A 16592-nucleotide genomic window follows, 5' to 3' on the forward strand; every position below is an offset into this window, starting at 1 on the left:
CGTGAGCTGTACGGCTTGTGAGCTGCGGGCGCCGTGGCTCACGCAATCCCGATACCGCTCATGCACCAGCTCAGTTCCCTCGATGCGCAGTTACTCGACGCCGAGACCTCGACGACCTTCACCCATGTCGGGGCCCTGAGTGTCCTCGGCCCCGCGACGCCGGGCCGCGGGCTCGCGGCCCCGGATCTGCGGGCGCTGGTCGGTAGCCGATTGCACCTGGTGGGGCCGCTGCGGTGGAGGCTGCAGGAAGTACCCCTCGGTCTCGACCTGCCCTACTGGGTGGACTCGGAATCCCTCGACCTCGGGTACCACGTCCGGGAGGCCACCCTGCCCGGCCCGGGCACCGACGAGCAGCTCGCCGAACAGATCGCCCGTCTCGCAGCACGCCCCCTCAACCGCAACAAGCCCCTGTGGGAGTGCTGGCTGGTCCACGGTCTCACCGGCGGCCGGCAGGCGATCTACACCAAGGTGCACCCCGCGGTGATCGACGGTCTGACCGCGGCGCAGGCCCTCGCGGTGCTGATGGACACCAGCCCGCGACCCCGCGTGGTGCCGCACCGCTTCAGCGACGAGCAGTACCAGGCGGCGGGCGTCCTGGGAATGGTCGGCAAGAGCGTATGGCATCTGGGAACCCTGCCCGCCCAGCTGCTGTGGTCCTCGCTCGAGATGGCCCCGCACCTGCCCGAACTCGCCGGCACCAGCACCGTTCCCGGCGCGGGCATGCTCACTCGGAGGTTGGCCCGGTTCGCGCCACGGTGGTTGCCCCGGGAACCATCGCCAGCGGCGCCGACCCCGCCCGAGACCCCGTTCAACGGCCCGGTCACGGGTAACCGGCGTTTCGCGTTCACCTCACTGCCGCTCGGCGAGGTCGAGGCGGTGGGGGCCGCGTTGGGGTTCACCGTCGACGACGTGGTGACGGCGCTGTGCACCACCGTGTTGCGCCGCTGGCTGATCGACCACGACGCCCTGCCCGGCACGGCGCTGGCCGCGGCCATGCCGGTCTCGGTGCGCACCGAGACCGGACCGTTCGCGACCGCCCGCACCCGGCTGTCCCTGGTCCCCGTCGCGCTGCCCACCGATGACGACGACCCGGCCCGGCGCCTGCAGAGGGTGCACACCTCGCTGACCGCGGCGCCCCGGCGTCTCCGCTCGGCACCCGCCACGCTCGTGCGTGACTTCAGCTCCGCGCTGCCGCAGGCGGTGCGCGGGCTGATCTCGCGCACACCGCTGCGGGCGCTGACCACACCCACGCCACCGGTCAACCTGGTCGTCTCCCACGCCGTCGGCCCCGCGCGGCCGGTGTACGCCGCGGGCGCCGAGGTGACCGGGAACTTTCCCGTCTCCGCGGTCACCGACCACGCCGGCATCACCATCGCCGCGATGTCCTACGACCGGCACCTCGACGTCGGAGTCCTCGCCTGCCGCGAACTGGTTCCCGACGTGTGGGACGTGACCGTGCACCTGCACGAGGCCCTCGCCGAACTGACCGCATGCACACGCAACGTCCGACACCTGCGCCCCCGCCGCCCCCCACGGTGACAGGCGGCGAGGTCGGCGGCGCGTCATCACGCACCCATCCCGCACGGTGACACCCATCACTCGCTCCCACTCCCGCGATCCGCTGGGGCGGTCAAATCGCGGGCGGCGCCCTGGGCGCCCAACCGGCGGGCGGTGTGCTTGACATGGGTGCGTTTGGCCTCCCCACCACACGGGCGCGGCAGTTGCGGTTCGCGCCGATCGCCGCCTGCTGATCCGGGGTGTACGGGGGCCGGGTGCGGTCGAGGTGGGCGAACACCACCCGCTGGGTTAATCAGATCCGCCACCCGCCGCAACGATGACTGTCTTTCACCCTTGATCTTGCGCCCATTTACCCCCGCACCTCACCCCTGACGGAACGTAATGCCTCTATCGACCAGCTCTTTTGCTCCCACTCCCCCACTCCCCACCCTCTGTGTCCACGATCGGCGACGACCGAGTGACTCACCTTCGGAGCGATGCGGACGCGCCGGCGGGTAGGACCACCGGCACCGGGCCCATCCGGGGGAGCCGCATCCACAACGCGGCACAACCGCACGAGGCGATCCGGGGCGATCCGATACCCGCCATCGGCCGGTCCACGTTCGGATCGGCGTGCACCCCCGGGGAATCGGGCGCACGGACCGGAGCGACAGCGGTATCCCCAAGCAGCGACCTGAACTCCCCCGCACGGGGCAGGTGCGCGGAGGGCACCGGCGTGGCTCGGCCGCGTCACCACCGCGCGCGCCGTCCCGGTTGCGAGTGTCTGCAACACCTCTCGGGTGGCATCGAACCTGATCTGGCTGACGGATACCGTTGTCGATGACACCGGCCACTTCTCGACTTCCACGGGGTGTTCGCTGTGGCCCCACCAATGGACCAGCGCGTGTTGCCCCAACCACTCCCGACTCCAGTTAGCAGGCTCATCCCGTCCGCCCGCCTCAGCACGGCCCGCCCGCATCGCGCTGTTCCCGAGGAAATGCCCAGGAAAGTGAAGACAGATCGCGGTGGGAATACCGTGAGACACACGAAAAACGCGCAGGTCGCAGCGTCTCAAAGTCACCGGCAGCGAGACCCTACCGCCCCGTCCAGGAGACACCCGCACGACGACCTCGCCCCGGGCCGACGACCAGGCACGGTCAGCACCAGCCCATGGACGGTGTTGCCTCCGACGTCGAGTAACCCCCTAGTCGCACATGACCGGTACCGGGGCTACCGTCGGGACTTGTGACAGCACGTAAAGCAGGGCGTGCACACAAGATGACGCCCAGCCCCGAGGTTGCGCTCGACTTCGCTCGGGAATGGGTCGAGTTCCTCGATCCCGACAACGCCGAGCACCTCATCGCCGCGGACATGACGTGGCTGCTCTCGCACTGGACCTGCGTGTTCGGCACCCCGGCGTGCCAGGGCATCATCGTCGGCCGGCCCGACGACGGCTGCTGCTCCCACGGCGCCTTCCTCTCCGACCAGGAGGACCTCGAGCGACTGAACGCATCCGTAAAGATGCTCACACCCGAGGACTGGCAGTTCATGAAGCAGGGTCTCGGGAAGAAGGGCTACATCGAGGAGGACGACCTCGACGACGAACCCGCCCTGCGCACCCGCCGCCACCAGGGCGCCTGCATCTTCCTCAACCGGCCCGGCTTCGCGGGCGGTATCGGCTGCGCGCTGCACTCGATGGCCCTCGAGCGCGGCATCGAACCCCTCGAGGTCAAGCCCGACGTGTGCTGGCAGCTCCCGATCCGCCGCACCCAGGAATGGGTCGAACGCCCCGACGGCGAACAGATCCTCAAGACCACCATCAGCGAGTACGATCGCCGCGGCTGGGGCGAAGGCGGCGCCGACCTGGACTGGTACTGCTCCGGCTCCCCCGACGCCCACGTCGGCAGCAAGGCCGTCCGGCAGTCATACGCGCCGGAGCTCACCGAGTTGCTGGGCACGGCCGCGTACGGCGAACTGGCCCGGCTCTGCAAACGCCGGGCCGGGCTCGGTCTGATCGCCGTACACCCGGCCACCGCGGCCGCCGAGCAGAAGCCCCGGTAACGGAGCCGACCCCGTGTCGATCTCCCAGGCACGGCCTTCCTCGGTCCGGCCATGATGGGAGAGATCGACCGCAGCCGTCACCTGCGCGCCGCGAACCCGCCCGTGCCGCAACGTCGCCGCTCATCGGCCGCCCCTTCGGGATCGACCACCGGTAATCCGCCCCGGGTGAGGTGGGGCGTCGCCGTGTCGTGCCACCGGGCGTCCCGTCCGATCGTCGAGGTGGGGCAACGGCGGACCTCGGCAAGTTCCGCGCGGAGTTCCTCGCCCCGCTCCCGGACGGCCACTGTTTGGGTGCGCGAGGCAGCGAAATCGGCACGGGCGGTGCCGAGTTCGCCGCGAATGTCGTCGATGCGGGTCCGCTCGACCCGACTGGCGACCCGGGCGTCGTCGAGGTCCGACTCGAGCCGGCCGATCGTGGCCGCAGCACCCGCGGAACCGCGGTCCGCCCCACCCCGGATCCGGGTGACCTCGTCGGCGAGTTCGGTGGCGCGGGTGCGCCGGGATTCGACGAGGTGACGCTGCTCGGCCGTCTCCTCCTCGTCGGCCGCCGCCAGGGCGCGCACCTGCTCGGCATGCTCGGCGGTCAGGCGCTGTCCATCACCCTCACCAGCCGAGCCTGCCAGCTCGATGTCGATGTCGTCAGCGGCAGCATCTCCCGGTAGGTGCGGGTGGTGCCGCCGAGGGCGATAATCCGATGATGACCAGCGGGCACGGCGCCGGTGCGGGCGAGCCACTCGATGTCGGCGACCGAGTGCTCGCGGCAGCAGATCTCGGCGGTTTCCTCCGCCCCCGCATCCGGCGCGGAACGCCGGGTGTGGTCATCGGGTGCAGGTTCGACGGATTACTGGCCGTGCATTTCGCCAACGGCCGCGTCCAGCACGCCAGCCCGGACGAACTCCAACTTGCCGCCGCCCCACCACCGGCGTACCGCGAGGTCGATGATCCGCCCAGTGACCGCGGCTGCCCACGATCGCCGTGAGCTCGGTCGGCACCGTCGGCGCCGCGGTGTCGCACTCTTGGGGTCCGGCGGGTGCTCGGTGGCCTCAACGAGGGGCTGCACCTGTCGGCGAGGGTGGGGTTTCCGCCGGAGATCCTTCGTATCCGCAGGTCAGGGCCTTGCAGGGGTTGTCGAAGAGCGGGTACCGTGATGTGTGCGGATCAGGGAAACCGCGGGTCTCGGTGACCTTGTGAAGCAGAGATCCGGCCGAGAATGTGACAGCATTCCCGGCCGAACCCCTGTCCGGGACATGCCCCGTGACTGCCCCTCGGCCGGCTCCGCGCAAACCCCTGGGCCCCGCCACGGCACCCCGATCACCGCGGCCCTGGTTGCTGGATCCGCTCGCGGGGTCGCGTTCCTGTGGTTCGTCGGAGTGCTGCGCGACCGGCTCGGCGGACTCGCGGACCGGTTCTTCGCGACCGTGTTCCTGGGCGGCGGGCTGCTGTTTCTGGCCATGCCGTTCGTGTCGATGTCGATCGCCGGCGGGATCCTCACCGTCTAATAACGCGACATTGAGGTTAACGGTCCGCGGGACCCTCAGGGGTTTCAGCGGGCAGGGTCAGCGAGAGCAGCTGGACCCGTTGGGGTCCCCGCGGCGTGGTGTAGATGACGGTGTCGCCGGGCCGATGCCCGGCGAGGGCCAGGCCCAGCGGGCTGTCGGCGGTCACGGTGGTCTCGTCGCCCCCGGCAATCTCCTCGGTGATCGATACGATCCTCACCCCGGTGACCGTGGTGTCGGCGAACCGCAGGGACAACTCGGTTCCCACAGGGAGCGTGTCCGCGGTGCCCGTCGCTGAGCGATCACCCTCGAGCCAGGCACCCAGTTCCGCGATCCGATCGTCGACCACCGCCAGTGCATCACCGCGCTCCAATGCGTCGGCGTCATCGGCGCTGTCACCAACCCGGTCACGCTCGGCGAGCTCGGCCGCCATCCGCTCCCGACGCGCGCGAAGCTCTGCCATCTGGTCGGCGACGCGGCCACGCGCCAGCGCCGGTTCGCCCTCATCGCGGCTGTTCAATCTCGCCCCTGCCTTCGGCCGTAATTGGCTGTGACCTTGTGGATAACATGTACTCCAGTCATTGGCTGTCCTCTGCCCCGAACCTACCGGGGTCAACGCGGTCGGATCAACGCTGCACGGCCTCGGTGGCGGGCAACGGCGTCGTAGGCGCCGAGGATCAACGCGGCAACCGCCCGGCTCGAGTGGCGGTTTCGATGGCACCGGGAGAGCTCGAGTTGCAGCGCGATGCCGAGGTCGCTACCGGTCTCGGCGACGGCGGCATTGCACAGGCACGGTGTCCCGGTTCGGGACTCGACGAGGAGGAACTCCTCCTCGACACCGATCGTCGGAAGGGCGTCCGCCGAGCTGCCGCAGGGAAAACAGGAAATACCCGGGTTCGTCGACACCGGGGATGCCATCGTGCGCTCCTGCCCGACATGTGCCGATTCGATCGCGTCCCCCTCCAGCAAACCTGGCACCACACTCACCGACCCGCAAGTAGCACCGGCGACACGTGCGATCGCGGCCGAATCCGGGGCCCAGGGCCCGCGGGTCGATCACCGGAAAGGCTCGGCAAGCTCGGCCGGTGGGGCACTCGGCCCGAGTACGCCCGCGGGCAGGGTCGCCGAGCGTGCTCACGGGACCCCGCAGGGGTCGGCGACCCCGCCAGTTTCGGCGAAGCTGTTCATGCACCACGCATTCGACTCCTGGTTGGAACGAGTTCCCGATCGTTGAGTTCAAACGCTATACCGATGACGGGGTGGTGCATTGCGTGACCGAGCGGCAGGCCAGAAAAGTGCTGGCCGCGTTGGAAACACGATCGAGCAGGTTGGGCCGCAACTGCATCCGACCAAACGAAGATCGTGTACCGCGAGGACCGTACGAGCCTTGATTATGAGAACACCTCGTTCACGTTCCTCGGGTACACGTTTCGAGCCAGGAAGGCCCCGACGCGGGACCGGTCGACATGTTCTCGAGGCCGACCGGGCCGAACGCGCCTTCGGCGCGGTCGAGCCGGAGAACCGGCTCGTCGCCCGCAGCCTGGAGGCCCGCTGGGAGACCAAGCTCGCCGCCCTGGCCGAGGCCGAGCGCGCCCTGGCCGCAGCCCAAGGACACGCTGCCGCCGCTGCCCGGCCGGGCGGGCGGAACTCGAACGACTGTGGCCTCCGGTCGCCGCTTGCCGCCACCGCCAGCGTCCACTATCGGAGAGTGCGCCCTCACTCATCCACCGAGCGCTCGGGGAACTACGCGACCGGCATCGCCGACCTCCGATCCACAAGCTCACTCACGTGCACACCATCGCGCCGCACCCACCAGGTATCGATCATCGCTCCCGATCGCACGGGCCGACCTACGCTTCAAGTCAACGGCAAAAAGGTGTGCAATGGATCTATGGACACCAAGGAACCTTCTCCCCTCGACCGTCGACGGATAGCCCGGAAGGCCGTGGAGGCTCTCGGCGTTGGGCGCAGTGATCACGCGATCGTTCGTGTCACATGCCCGGCCAGTCATCGCGTGGCCACCGTGTATCGAACCGACGAGGGCCCCGTGATCGTGGCCGGCGGTGGTCCCGGCGCCCACGGCTCACGCGACCGTGTCGATACCGCGCATCACGGCGACCGGCTCGGCTCCGAGTATGTCGATATGCTCGAGTCCACCAGGTTCGAGGACGACGAAGTGCCGGCGCGGTGCGCGTGCGGTTCGAGGACCCTGTCGAGGGCCGAGTTGAAGCGTGCGGTCCAAACGCACACCCACGCCCTCGCGGTCCCGTAACCCACCGAGCACACACCACGTGCATGCCAAGCGGGGCAAATCAATTCGCGTGTGCGGCGTCGCCGGAAGGCCGGAAATTCCGCCGATACCCCGTCAGGGCGGTGAACACCCGCAGCGCGGGGAGGTGCCAGTCTGCGCGGGCGGTGGACGCGGCGTAACGGGATTACAGCGGATGCGGACACGGGGGAGATCTCGGACGACTTCCCGCGCCTGCCGGTGCCGGTCGCGGCGGTGAACCGGGACGGTCCGGTGCGCTGCAGGGGCGTCCGGCGGACGGACTGTGGGGTCGACCGAACCCTCGCCTCGGCGACGATCTCCACGGGACAAACGGCGGCGACTACCGTCGGACATGACACCTTCGCTGATGCGGTTGTGACTCCGAGCCCGTTCACCACCCCACCAGCAGGGTGTCCTTCAACTCCAACCGCTCGGGTTGCGGCCCAAAGGGCTCCTCTCCGACTCCCGGCCCGAGGCGATGCTGTGGAGCACCCCCCATGCGCAGCGTACGACGCTGTACACTCACTAAGCAGGAGCGTCAGTACATCGCCGACGAGGTCCCGAGGCGGCGGCCGTGGTGAAGCAGCGCAGCGATAAGTCGCAAGAAGTACTCGACGCCGTCGTCGGCGTCATCAGAACGATGGCCGGGGCAATGGTCGGCAGCGGGATCGCCCTGGCGTTCGCGATCGGAGCCGTTGCGAGTGGCCCTCACGAGAGCGATCCGTGGGGCGAGTAGTCCCCAAGCAGGGCACTCCGTAGTTTCCAGCGAAAAACAACGATTGCGTGAGAGTGATGCCCCACTGACGACCCGGTCTCGTTCTGCCCGTTTCGACGGCCGGGCAGTGAGGGGCCGGGGTGGCGACGCGCGATGTGTTCTCCGAGGAGTAGTTGACACAACTTCGGGGATTCCCGGAGATCACCTGTGCGGAGTCGATCCGCCATGTCACACCGACCGGGGCGGATGAGAGAGTAATGCGTCAGTTTCGTATTGCCGCAAACATTTTGGGCGCAGCCATGCAGCTGTGCTGCCGTGGCTGGGGTTCGCGCCCGCCGACGGGCGAGCCGCACCGGAGGTGGCGGTGGCGCAGCCGGCCAACCGACTGGAGTTACCGGTCGACGAGTTGGCCGGCCATGCCGTCCGGGAGCAGACCCGCACCGATCACCTTCGGGAGATCCTGTATTACAGGCGGCCGGCGCACCACCGATATGGCCGAGTGGAAGGAACTCGACGAGGCCAGGCGCGCCGAACTGGACGCGCCGTCGGCGGTCGACGCTTCGCTTGGTCGCACTCCGCTGACGAAGCGCACCATCTCGACGGGAGGCGCCGCGCACCCGGCGGGTCCCTCAGGCGAAACGAGTGGGTGTCCGACAGCATCCGCCGGTGCAACTCCCCCGCGCACAGACCCGGTACCCGATGCCGGCGACCGGCATCCGATCCGCCGGACGGGGACAGCCCACAGGAGATGTCACCGGGGCGGCGGGTCCGGAAACACGGGCGTGCGCGCGTCGAGCAGCGCATCCACCCACACCAACGCCGCGACCACGGTTTCGGCCCGCACCACAAGATCCGGTTCCCGTTCGGCCGCCGCGAGCTGCGCCCGCACGGCGGGGCGGTCGCCGGCGAGCAACGCATTCACCGACCGCAACACCCGGCCCCCGGATTCGGGTAACTCGTCCACCCCCAGCCGCCGCCCGTGCGAGCTGCGCACCTTGAACACGAACACCTCCCCCTCCTCCGGGACACCCAGCCGGGCGACGACCACCTCGGCGATCGCGCAGACCAGCCACCGCAGCACACCCCCGTACAACACCCCGGCGGGCGACCGCGGTCCCGACGCGCGGACCAGCGGCGCCAACGCAACCGACAGCGCCGACATGTTTCGGTCCCCGAGCAATTCCACCAGATGACCGGCCAACCGCGCCTCCGGTTGGGCGAGACCACCGACATCCGACACCATGCCCACCGAATACCCCACCGACGGCCCTCACACACCGACAACCCCGTCGGTGGACGGGAGCGATGAACCAGGACAGTCGGATTCGGCGCCGACCAGCCCGCCACCGCGATCGTGCGTCGTCTGACGTCCCGACGAAAGCAGCCGGCGATCCGGGCCACGCGTCAGGCACGTGCCACCACACGCGCGGCGTCGTCTCAGGACTCGTGATTCGCGACCCGTGATGCGGGGGCCCAGGTCAAGTTGGCTGGACCGATCGCGCGCACGTGTGGCGGATCATGCTTGCCGAACGCTACGGGCAGCTAACCCGACCACGGACGGTCCCGCACCCGGTGCAGATCGCCAACGCCGACACCGCCCGGCCAGCGCCGACCCCGCCGCGACCACATCGCCGCCGGCGACCCAGCAGCACAGTCCCCTCGACCGGGCCGACAGCCGGTTGCACCGTCGAGAGGCTCAACTAATGAACTCGATCGACACCTTCAACACCACGGCACTCGAATCGATGGCCATTGCAGAGGCGATGGACAGCGATGTCGTGTTCGTCGACATCGAGGAGACGATGGTGGACAAACACCGTGCCCGCCGCAGCGTCATGCCCACGGCGTACACGCTGCATCCGAACGAGGTCATCGGGGAGTTCGGGGAGCGCCGATGTGCACGCGAGGACCGCGTGACGGGGCGCATCTTGTGAGTGGGCGTCCGGGCCGATCGAGGCATCCGAGCAACCAGGTGGTGCCGGTGCGCGATCACTCGAAACCTGCGCACCGAACGCACGTCGGAGACGTCGATCAGAAGGCCGCACGACGGAACGAATGGACCGCCGTCCGATCACCACTCGCTCTGCACGCGCCCGTTCCGACCGAGGGAGGCGGACACCCGTTCGACCTCCACCCGGGCCGGGCGAGCTGCCGGTGTGTGCCCTTGCCCCACACGGTGCGGCGGAGAAAAATTGGGTACGCAGTGGCTGCGGCCGCGGGCCGTCGACGCCCGCCGGCGGTGGACCGCGACGGGTCGGCCACCGTTGCACTCACCGAGGGGACCTGTGTCCCCGCGGGAGGAGGCTACCGATGTTCATCCAAGTCATCCAGGGAAAGGTCGCCGATCAGCCGCGGCTGCGCGAATGCATGGATCGGTGGAACGAGGAACTGCAACCGGGGGCCACCGGCTACCTCGGCTCCACCGCCGGCACCCGCGGCGACGGCACGTACATCGCCCTGGTTCGGTTCGACTCCGAGGAGGCGGCCCGCCGCAACAGCGAACGTCCCGAGCAGGGAACCTGGTGGGCCGAGACCGAGCGGTGCTTCGACGGCCCGGTCACCTTCATGGACTGCCCGGACGCGATGGAGTGGCTCGGCGGCGGCTCCGACGATGCCGGGTTCGTGCAGATCATGGAGGGCCACACCACCGACGCGCACCGGCTGTCTGAGCTGATGGCCCAGGCCGGCGACAAGCTACCCGGGGTGCGGCCGGAAATCCTCGGCGGTACGTTCGCCGCCGCCGGCGACGGCGGATACGTCGAGGCGGTGTACTTCACCACCGAGCCCGACGCCCGCGCACACGAGAAGATCACCGTCCCCGACGATCTGCGTTCGCTGTTCGAGGAGGAAGGCCGGCTGATGGGCGAGGTCGACTACTTCGACCTGCGCGAGCCCATGCTGGTCTCCGCGTCGCGGTAGCGACAACCACCCACCGCGCACCGCACCGGCCCCCACCCCCGGTGGTGGGGGCCGGTGTGTGCCCACCGCCTCTTCGAGCACCCGCGTCCGGCCCGGCCACCGCGTGTGATGGCCGTGATCGCCCGGGCCGCCGGCGACGTCCTTGACCATGCCACGGGCAGTCGGTCAACGCGCCGGGTGCTCGTGACGCTTCATCCGCATCATCATCGTGCACTCCGCCAGGCGCCGGGCTCGTCATTCTTCGACAACCGGGTTCAGAACCGATCAGTGAGGCGACCGGTCGACGTGCGCCCTGCTCCCGGCGCACTAGTAGACTGTCGCGGCTAAGTGTTGGGAAATAGGTGGCGGAGTTTGATGCGGGCGTCGTCGGTGGTGAAGTGCCACTGGACCTGGCGTTGATCGGCGTTGGTCTGTCGTTGCCAGGCGGCGAGTTCGGCGCCCAGGGACTCGAGGTCCTCGATGCGCCGGTCCAGACACTGGCGGGTCAGCACCGAGAGTTCGATCTCGGCGATGTTGAGCCACGAGCCGTGTTTGGGGGTGTGGTGGATCTCGAGCCTCTGAGCGAGCGCGAACGCCTCGGCCGGCTCGAAGGCCTCGTAGAGCGATCCGATGCCGTGGGTGCCCGAGGTTGTCCATCACCAGTACCACCGTCTCTGCGTCGGGGTAGTCCACGCACAGTAGCTCTTTGACTTGCCGGGCCCAGTCGATCTTGGTGCGCCGGGGCTGGGCATCGACACGCCGCCAGCCGGCCAGGGGCTCTGGTCCAGCAGAAGATCGAGCAGGTCCCGTGCCGCACGTACTCCGAATCCTCTCGCCGGTCGCGGCCCGGGGCTGCCGGGATCGGGTCGCGAGCATGGGCCAGCAACTGGTAGGGCTTCTCGTCCATGCACACCACCGGGCGTGAGGGATCGTGGGGGCGGGCGTAGACCGACAGGACATCCTCCACCCGAGCAGCGAACTCCGCGTTCGCCTTTGGTGGGATGGTCCAGCACTTCTTCAGGTGAGGACGAAGTTTCGTTTTTTTAAAATCCGGCCGATGGTCGAGTGGTCCAGGTCGGGGATGTCCTCGACCAGGGCGACGTGCTTCTCCAGCAGTCGCAGCGACCACCGCGCATGACCCGCCGGGGGCTGTGTGCACGCCAACGCAATCAACCTGGCCTCGACCTCCCCGGTGATCTGCGACGGCACCGGTGGCAGGTCACGCTGCTTACGACCGATCGTGGCCTCCACGTCCCGACCGGTCTCAGCGAACCGCTTGGCCACCAGCCGCACCGTCTCACCCGAGACCCCCAACCGTGCCGCGATCACCTTCTTCTCCTCAACCACCCCGACCGAGGTGTCCAGCGCCAGCAACACCCGGGCCCGCCGGATCATCGAAGCCGGATGCACCCCGGTCGTGGTCAACCGTTCCAAGAACGCACGATCAGCCGAGCTCAACGTCACCGGACGCTTCTTCTGCGAAGGCATGACAACAGTCCTGACCGGCAGAGGGGAAGGGGAAGTCTGCCACCCCAACCTTAACGAAACAAGGCAGAACTAAGCAGCGACACGCTACTAGGTGCGCTCGTCAGCTGCCTGGGTCCGATGACAGCTCGGGTCTGACGGCACTGCCGTTCTTCCGGCGATCGCACCGCGACCACCGGATCCGGCACGATCCCGGCCGGTGAGCTGCCGAGCCGGGCGTGCCCCTGCTGCGAATATTCCTTGTGCTAAACCTTTTCCGGGTTCCAGGTCGAGACGGCCCAGATGACGACGACGTCGAGTGCGATGATCACCAGCGACCACACCGGGTAGTACGGCAGCCACAGGAAGTTCGCCAGAATCGAGATCGCGGCAACGATGATCGCCGACACCCGGGCCCATCCGGCTCCGGTGAACAGGGCCAGGCCGACGATCGCGACGAGGGCGCCGAGGACGAGGTGGATCCAACCCCAGGTGGTGAGGTCGAACTTGTAGACGTAGTCCACCCCGACCACGAACACGTCGTTCTCGGCGACGGCCGCGATGCCCTGGAAGAATTGGATGACGCCGACGGTGACCATGATGATCGCGGCCGCCATCGAGGTGCCGCCCGCGAAGCGTTGTTCGGTCGATGGATACTCGGACACGGACACGGCTGTCCCCTTCCCCGCAGCAACGAATTCGTTCGGTACGACGATCGTCCGCCGCAGTGGGCTGTCGTCGCCGGCGAACCCGAATTCCGGCTGGAACGAGCCCGGCGACGATCTTCTCGGTGGTGAACTGGGGATTAGGTCGGCGGGGTCGGTGCCGGTCGTCCTCCGTTCGTTCGCGAGCGTGGGTCACCCTCGTTCGGGTCGCCCCGCACCGTGGCCCTGAGCAAGGGCAAGGGCAAGGGCAAGGAATCAGGGGACAGAATCTCTGCTGCTGCATGATGATTGTGGTCCGGCGAGCCGGGTCGGACACGAGTTCCCAGGCGCCGACCCCGGATCAGCGGGGGGGCGACGGCCTGCGCCCCCACATTCATGATCAGCCTCCCCGGTCTTGTCGAAGCATTAGGCTCACACCGCCCGGGCGTGGTGGACGGCCGCCGACACCGGTACCCCCGCTCCCGGGCCTCGCCCTCTCCTCACGACAGACGTGGTGAGTGACGCGCGAAGACCCGCCGCACCCCCAGCCGCCGATCGCGGCCCGCACCGCCGGCGCGGTGCGCGGGGTAAACGAGGCCTCGATCAGGTCCTCGATCACCTCGGGGTCGAGGTGAGGGTAGCGCTGGATCAGTCGGGTTCGGACGACGTCGATAGCGTGTTCTTCGCTGTCGCCCATGACGACTATGTCCCGCCCGGCCGGGCGGGGCAGGAACACGTTTCGGCGCACGATTCCAATGTGCGCTCCCGCGGCCAGCGGACTGACGGGACGAGCTCGCCTCGCTCCCTCGGGTTCTGTCTCCGTTGATGCTGACGTCGTGGGCGGGAATCCCTGTGGCTGTTACCGTCCCGCGTCGGATTCGGAGGTGGTGGGGAATGGGCTGGGACCGAGTGTGAGGGTGATGGAGGTGGGGTGGAGTCCGATCTCGGTCCAGCTGGTGGTGACGATCAGCGACCCGGCGCGCGGGTAGGTGCCGATCCAGTACAACGGCGTCGTGCGGTACGGCCCGGATTCGTCGGAGCAAGGTTCGGTGGGGTGGAGCGAGTCGGCGGGGCCGTCGAGGTCGTCGACGAGGACGAACACGGTCAGGTAGGACCACCGCGCCGACCAGTCGTGGGGGTCGGTCAGGGGACGGGTTTCGTAGCGGGCGAAGTCGGCGCGGATCCCGGTGACATGCATCGCCAGTTGCAGCAGCAGCCCGGACGCGAATGCGGTGACCGCGGACAGTTCGAGGGTCAGGTCTTTCTCGGCCGTGATCGGCATCGGTGCATGCACGCGAAGGCCCCGGTCAGCGGGGGGGCGCGATAGCCGGCCAACGATGGCGGCGCATGCTTCATCTTCGCACCACTCGCCGGCCCGCCGGTCCGGGATCAGGCGGCGGAATTGTGTGTTTCCCAGAGACATTCGTCCGGAGGCACCATTGCTGCAGAGCAGAAGAGGTCCCGCAGTCGACTGACGGCCGTGACGGTGAGGCGGGGCGTCCTGCCGTGACGCCGCCACCCAGTCCGCGGTCGCCTCAAGGGCGCACCCTCGGTGCCGAGCTGCAGCTCGGATTTCCCAATGCCAGATCGACTCGTACTTTTCACCGGCAACGGTCACCGGGCACCGTCGCTTTGGTCATTGTGGGGCGTCTTCGTCTTCGTCGTCGATGGGCAGCTCCTCGTCTGCCACCCCGATGGCGGAGCCGCGCCGGTATCGGCGAGTCCTGCGGTACGACAGAATTTCTCCGTCCAGGTCCAGCACCACCTCGTACAGTGCCAACATGTCCGCTGACGGAGGGATACGCCGGTCGTCGACCACCTCCACTTCCACCGTCCAGCCCTCCTCGGTCGGCAGCACCGCCGTCGCGCTCTGCGACTCCTTCCCGATCACATCCGCGATGTCACGCAACGCGGCCGCAGCGGCCGCCGCTGCCGACACGGGCGGGGGATGTTCGTCAACCATCCCAACCATCTCCTCCTTTTGCTTCGTGAGCGTCTGGTGTGAGATCTGTTGTGGCCGGATTCCTGAATGGACCGCGCACGTCGGTCAGGCGTGGAACACCTACGACGTCGCACCGTGGAATCTGTACAACGTGATCTGGCGGATCCAGCACTGGATTCGCGGCGGCGTCAACACTGATCGGTGACCTGAATCCGCTCTCCAGCGGCGTCAGGGTGCGCGGTTCGGCCGGGGTGCCAGACATTCTGACGCAGGACGCGCAGCAGGGTCCCGGGGCTCATCAGCCGCTCCGGACGATCGACCAGGGCGGCGACGCGGATGAAGGCAGTAGCGAGCACGGGATCGTGCACGGCGGCTTCGTGCAGGCGCCGGATGTAGGCGTTGCCGATCCGCATCTTCGGACTGCGGTGTCCCGTCACTTCCGGGAACGCCAGGTCCCCGCCGACCGACATGGCCCATGGAACGTCGATCACCTTCGCGACATCGCGGAAGAAGCAGCGTGCGTGTGGCTCGGTGCCTCGCTGCAGGTGACGGTGCAGCGTGCGCGCCTCGAGCGCCGCCACGGTCATCCCCTGTGCATAGATCGGGTTGAAGCTGCACAGGCCGTCCCCCGTCACGAGGAAGCCGGCGGGGAAGCGTGACAGTCGTTCATACCGTCTGCGGACGCTCGCCGGAAACCGGAAACTCCGGGCCTGCGCGAGCGGCTCGGCGTCCCGGATCACCTCGGCGAGGTCGGGGATCCGCAGGGACGTGGCAAAGTCGAGGAAGCCGTCCGGATCGGTCGGCGGATAGTCGCCGAGCATCCCCATCAACGTCACCAGGAAACGGTTTCCCTCGAGCAGCTGTAACGCGCCCCCTCGCGGAGAATCGGGTGTCGGACCGATCACGATCCCTCGGTCGTCGCCCAACCCCGGCGCCGGGGCTCGGTAGATGCGGGTGGCGTAGCCGAGGCCGACGTGCACCTTCTCCTCGTCCGGGCGTCCGAAGCCGAGATCCGCCAACCACATCGGGGCGCGCGAGCCCCGTCCGGTCGCGTCCACCACCAGGTCGGCATCGAGGATCTCCTCGGTACTGCCGTCGGCCCGCCGGAGAACACGGACCCCGGTGACGCGAAGGCGGTCGGGCGTCGTGGTGATGCCCGCGGCATCGCAGCGGTCCACGATCGTGACCCCGGCCAGTTCGCTCACCCGGGCACGCACATAGCCCTCCAAGAATGGCCGGCTGGCGCTCACAACAGTCATTCCGCTCTCCGGCTGCGGAAATCGGTGCCCACTCAGGCACCACCGCACATCGCGCAGGTTGTCCAGGGTCGGCACCCCCAACCCGACCAGGTCGTCAGTGAACCTCGGGAACAGCTCCTCCAAGATTTGCTGGCCGCGTTCGATCAGCACGTGGGTGTGGCGGCCCTGAGGCACGCACCGTCGCGGCTCGGCTGCGCCCGGGAGGTGGTCGTGATCGACCACAATCACCTGCGAATACGCTTCGGACAGTACGCGGGCCGCAAGCAAGCCGGCCATGCCGGCTCCGAGCACGACCGCTCGGTGTCCGATCTGAGTTGTCATGGGAGCCTCCTCGATTGGATACGAGG

At 68.5% G+C, this 16592-nt stretch carries 20 protein-coding genes and 2 pseudogenes; 10 read left to right on the top strand and 12 right to left on the bottom strand.

Annotation, left to right across the window (positions count from 1 at the left end):
- Window positions 1-60: 60 nt before the first annotated feature.
- The 5 genes and pseudogenes from BLV94_RS08210 to BLV94_RS08230 all read left to right on the top strand — a co-directional run.
- Window positions 61-1539, top strand: a complete 1479-nt coding sequence (locus BLV94_RS08210) for a wax ester/triacylglycerol synthase family O-acyltransferase (RefSeq protein ID WP_072951389.1) — start codon at window positions 61-63, stop codon at window positions 1537-1539.
- 1236 nt (window positions 1540-2775) lie between these two features.
- A complete protein-coding gene (locus tag BLV94_RS08215) occupies window positions 2776-3558 on the top strand; it encodes a DUF3109 family protein (RefSeq protein WP_072951391.1) in 783 nt (260 codons plus the stop codon).
- Between the two features lie 188 nt (window positions 3559-3746).
- Window positions 3747-4220, top strand: coding sequence for a hypothetical protein (locus tag BLV94_RS48605; protein ID WP_143051373.1), 474 nt, complete (start codon window positions 3747-3749; stop codon window positions 4218-4220).
- Between the two features lie 35 nt (window positions 4221-4255).
- Complete coding sequence (locus BLV94_RS08225) at window positions 4256-4537, top strand: hypothetical protein (RefSeq protein WP_143051374.1); 282 nt, start codon at window positions 4256-4258, stop codon at window positions 4535-4537.
- Between the two features lie 301 nt (window positions 4538-4838).
- Window positions 4839-5054 (top strand): annotated as a pseudogene (locus BLV94_RS08230) (hypothetical protein); the annotation flags it as partial.
- Window positions 5055-5073: 19 nt separating this feature from the next.
- Here BLV94_RS08230 and BLV94_RS08235 read toward each other — a convergent pair.
- The 3 genes from BLV94_RS08235 to BLV94_RS49490 form a co-directional block, all read right to left on the bottom strand.
- Complete coding sequence (locus BLV94_RS08235) at window positions 5074-5574, bottom strand: GreA/GreB family elongation factor (RefSeq protein ID WP_072951402.1); 501 nt, start codon at window positions 5572-5574, stop codon at window positions 5074-5076.
- 92 nt (window positions 5575-5666) lie between these two features.
- Window positions 5667-5972, bottom strand: coding sequence for a hypothetical protein (locus tag BLV94_RS49955; protein ID WP_174705590.1), 306 nt, complete (start codon window positions 5970-5972; stop codon window positions 5667-5669).
- Window positions 5973-6462: 490 nt separating this feature from the next.
- A complete protein-coding gene (locus tag BLV94_RS49490; RefSeq protein ID WP_167372152.1) occupies window positions 6463-6753 on the bottom strand; it encodes a hypothetical protein in 291 nt (96 codons plus the stop codon).
- A gap of 324 nt (window positions 6754-7077) precedes the next feature.
- Here BLV94_RS49490 and BLV94_RS08250 point away from each other — a divergent pair, with 324 nt between their 5' ends.
- On the top strand, window positions 7078-7326 hold the full coding sequence (locus tag BLV94_RS08250; RefSeq protein WP_244163558.1) for a hypothetical protein: 249 nt from the start codon (window positions 7078-7080) through the stop codon (window positions 7324-7326).
- 571 nt (window positions 7327-7897) lie between these two features.
- Window positions 7898-8059 (top strand): hypothetical protein, encoded by a 162-nt coding sequence (locus BLV94_RS49495; protein WP_167372153.1) that lies wholly within the window; start codon window positions 7898-7900, stop codon window positions 8057-8059.
- Window positions 8060-8429: 370 nt separating this feature from the next.
- Here the strand turns inward: BLV94_RS49495 and BLV94_RS08255 are convergent, their stop codons facing one another.
- Window positions 8430-8612 (bottom strand): hypothetical protein, encoded by a 183-nt coding sequence (locus tag BLV94_RS08255; protein WP_143051375.1) that lies wholly within the window; start codon window positions 8610-8612, stop codon window positions 8430-8432.
- 177 nt (window positions 8613-8789) lie between these two features.
- Window positions 8790-9281: a hypothetical protein gene (locus tag BLV94_RS08260; RefSeq protein ID WP_072951413.1), complete on the bottom strand. Its 492-nt coding sequence runs from the start codon at window positions 9279-9281 to the stop codon at window positions 8790-8792.
- Between the two features lie 460 nt (window positions 9282-9741).
- Between BLV94_RS08260 and BLV94_RS08265 the strand changes: the two genes are divergently transcribed.
- On the top strand, window positions 9742-9972 hold the full coding sequence (locus BLV94_RS08265) for a hypothetical protein (protein ID WP_072951411.1): 231 nt from the start codon (window positions 9742-9744) through the stop codon (window positions 9970-9972).
- Window positions 9973-10348: 376 nt separating this feature from the next.
- Window positions 10349-10957, top strand: a complete 609-nt coding sequence (locus BLV94_RS08270; RefSeq protein WP_074933702.1) for a hypothetical protein — start codon at window positions 10349-10351, stop codon at window positions 10955-10957.
- A 323-nt stretch (window positions 10958-11280) separates the two neighbouring features.
- On the opposite strand, the gene BLV94_RS51535 is transcribed toward BLV94_RS08270, so the two are convergent.
- The 6 genes and pseudogenes from BLV94_RS51535 to gvpO form a co-directional block, all read right to left on the bottom strand.
- A complete protein-coding gene (locus BLV94_RS51535) occupies window positions 11281-11568 on the bottom strand; it encodes a transposase (protein WP_143051376.1) in 288 nt (95 codons plus the stop codon).
- Between the two features lie 385 nt (window positions 11569-11953).
- The gene (locus BLV94_RS08280) at window positions 11954-12424 is read right to left on the bottom strand and encodes a helix-turn-helix domain-containing protein (protein WP_072949410.1); all 471 of its coding nucleotides are present in this window, start codon (window positions 12422-12424) and stop codon (window positions 11954-11956) included.
- A gap of 242 nt (window positions 12425-12666) precedes the next feature.
- A complete protein-coding gene (locus BLV94_RS08285; protein ID WP_143051488.1) occupies window positions 12667-13017 on the bottom strand; it encodes a DUF7144 family membrane protein in 351 nt (116 codons plus the stop codon).
- Between the two features lie 427 nt (window positions 13018-13444).
- On the bottom strand, window positions 13445-13741 hold the full coding sequence (locus tag BLV94_RS52070) for a three-helix bundle dimerization domain-containing protein (RefSeq protein WP_143051377.1): 297 nt from the start codon (window positions 13739-13741) through the stop codon (window positions 13445-13447).
- A 162-nt stretch (window positions 13742-13903) separates the two neighbouring features.
- Window positions 13904-14393 (bottom strand): annotated as a pseudogene (locus tag BLV94_RS08295) (hypothetical protein).
- Between the two features lie 287 nt (window positions 14394-14680).
- Entirely contained in the window at window positions 14681-15007 is a 327-nt protein-coding gene (gene gvpO / locus BLV94_RS08300) for a gas vesicle protein GvpO (RefSeq protein ID WP_083395525.1), read from the bottom strand.
- Between the two features lie 25 nt (window positions 15008-15032).
- On the opposite strand from gvpO, the gene BLV94_RS49500 reads away from it, so the two are divergent.
- A complete protein-coding gene (locus BLV94_RS49500) occupies window positions 15033-15191 on the top strand; it encodes a hypothetical protein (protein ID WP_167372115.1) in 159 nt (52 codons plus the stop codon).
- Here BLV94_RS49500 and BLV94_RS08305 read toward each other — a convergent pair.
- Window positions 15175-16566 (bottom strand): NAD(P)/FAD-dependent oxidoreductase, encoded by a 1392-nt coding sequence (locus BLV94_RS08305; protein ID WP_072949414.1) that lies wholly within the window; start codon window positions 16564-16566, stop codon window positions 15175-15177. The genes BLV94_RS49500 and BLV94_RS08305 overlap by 17 nt on opposite strands.
- Window positions 16567-16592 lie beyond the last annotated feature (26 nt).

The sequence above is a fragment of the Rhodococcus koreensis genome, assembly GCF_900105905.1.
Taxonomy (GTDB): domain Bacteria; phylum Actinomycetota; class Actinomycetes; order Mycobacteriales; family Mycobacteriaceae; genus Rhodococcus_F; species Rhodococcus_F koreensis.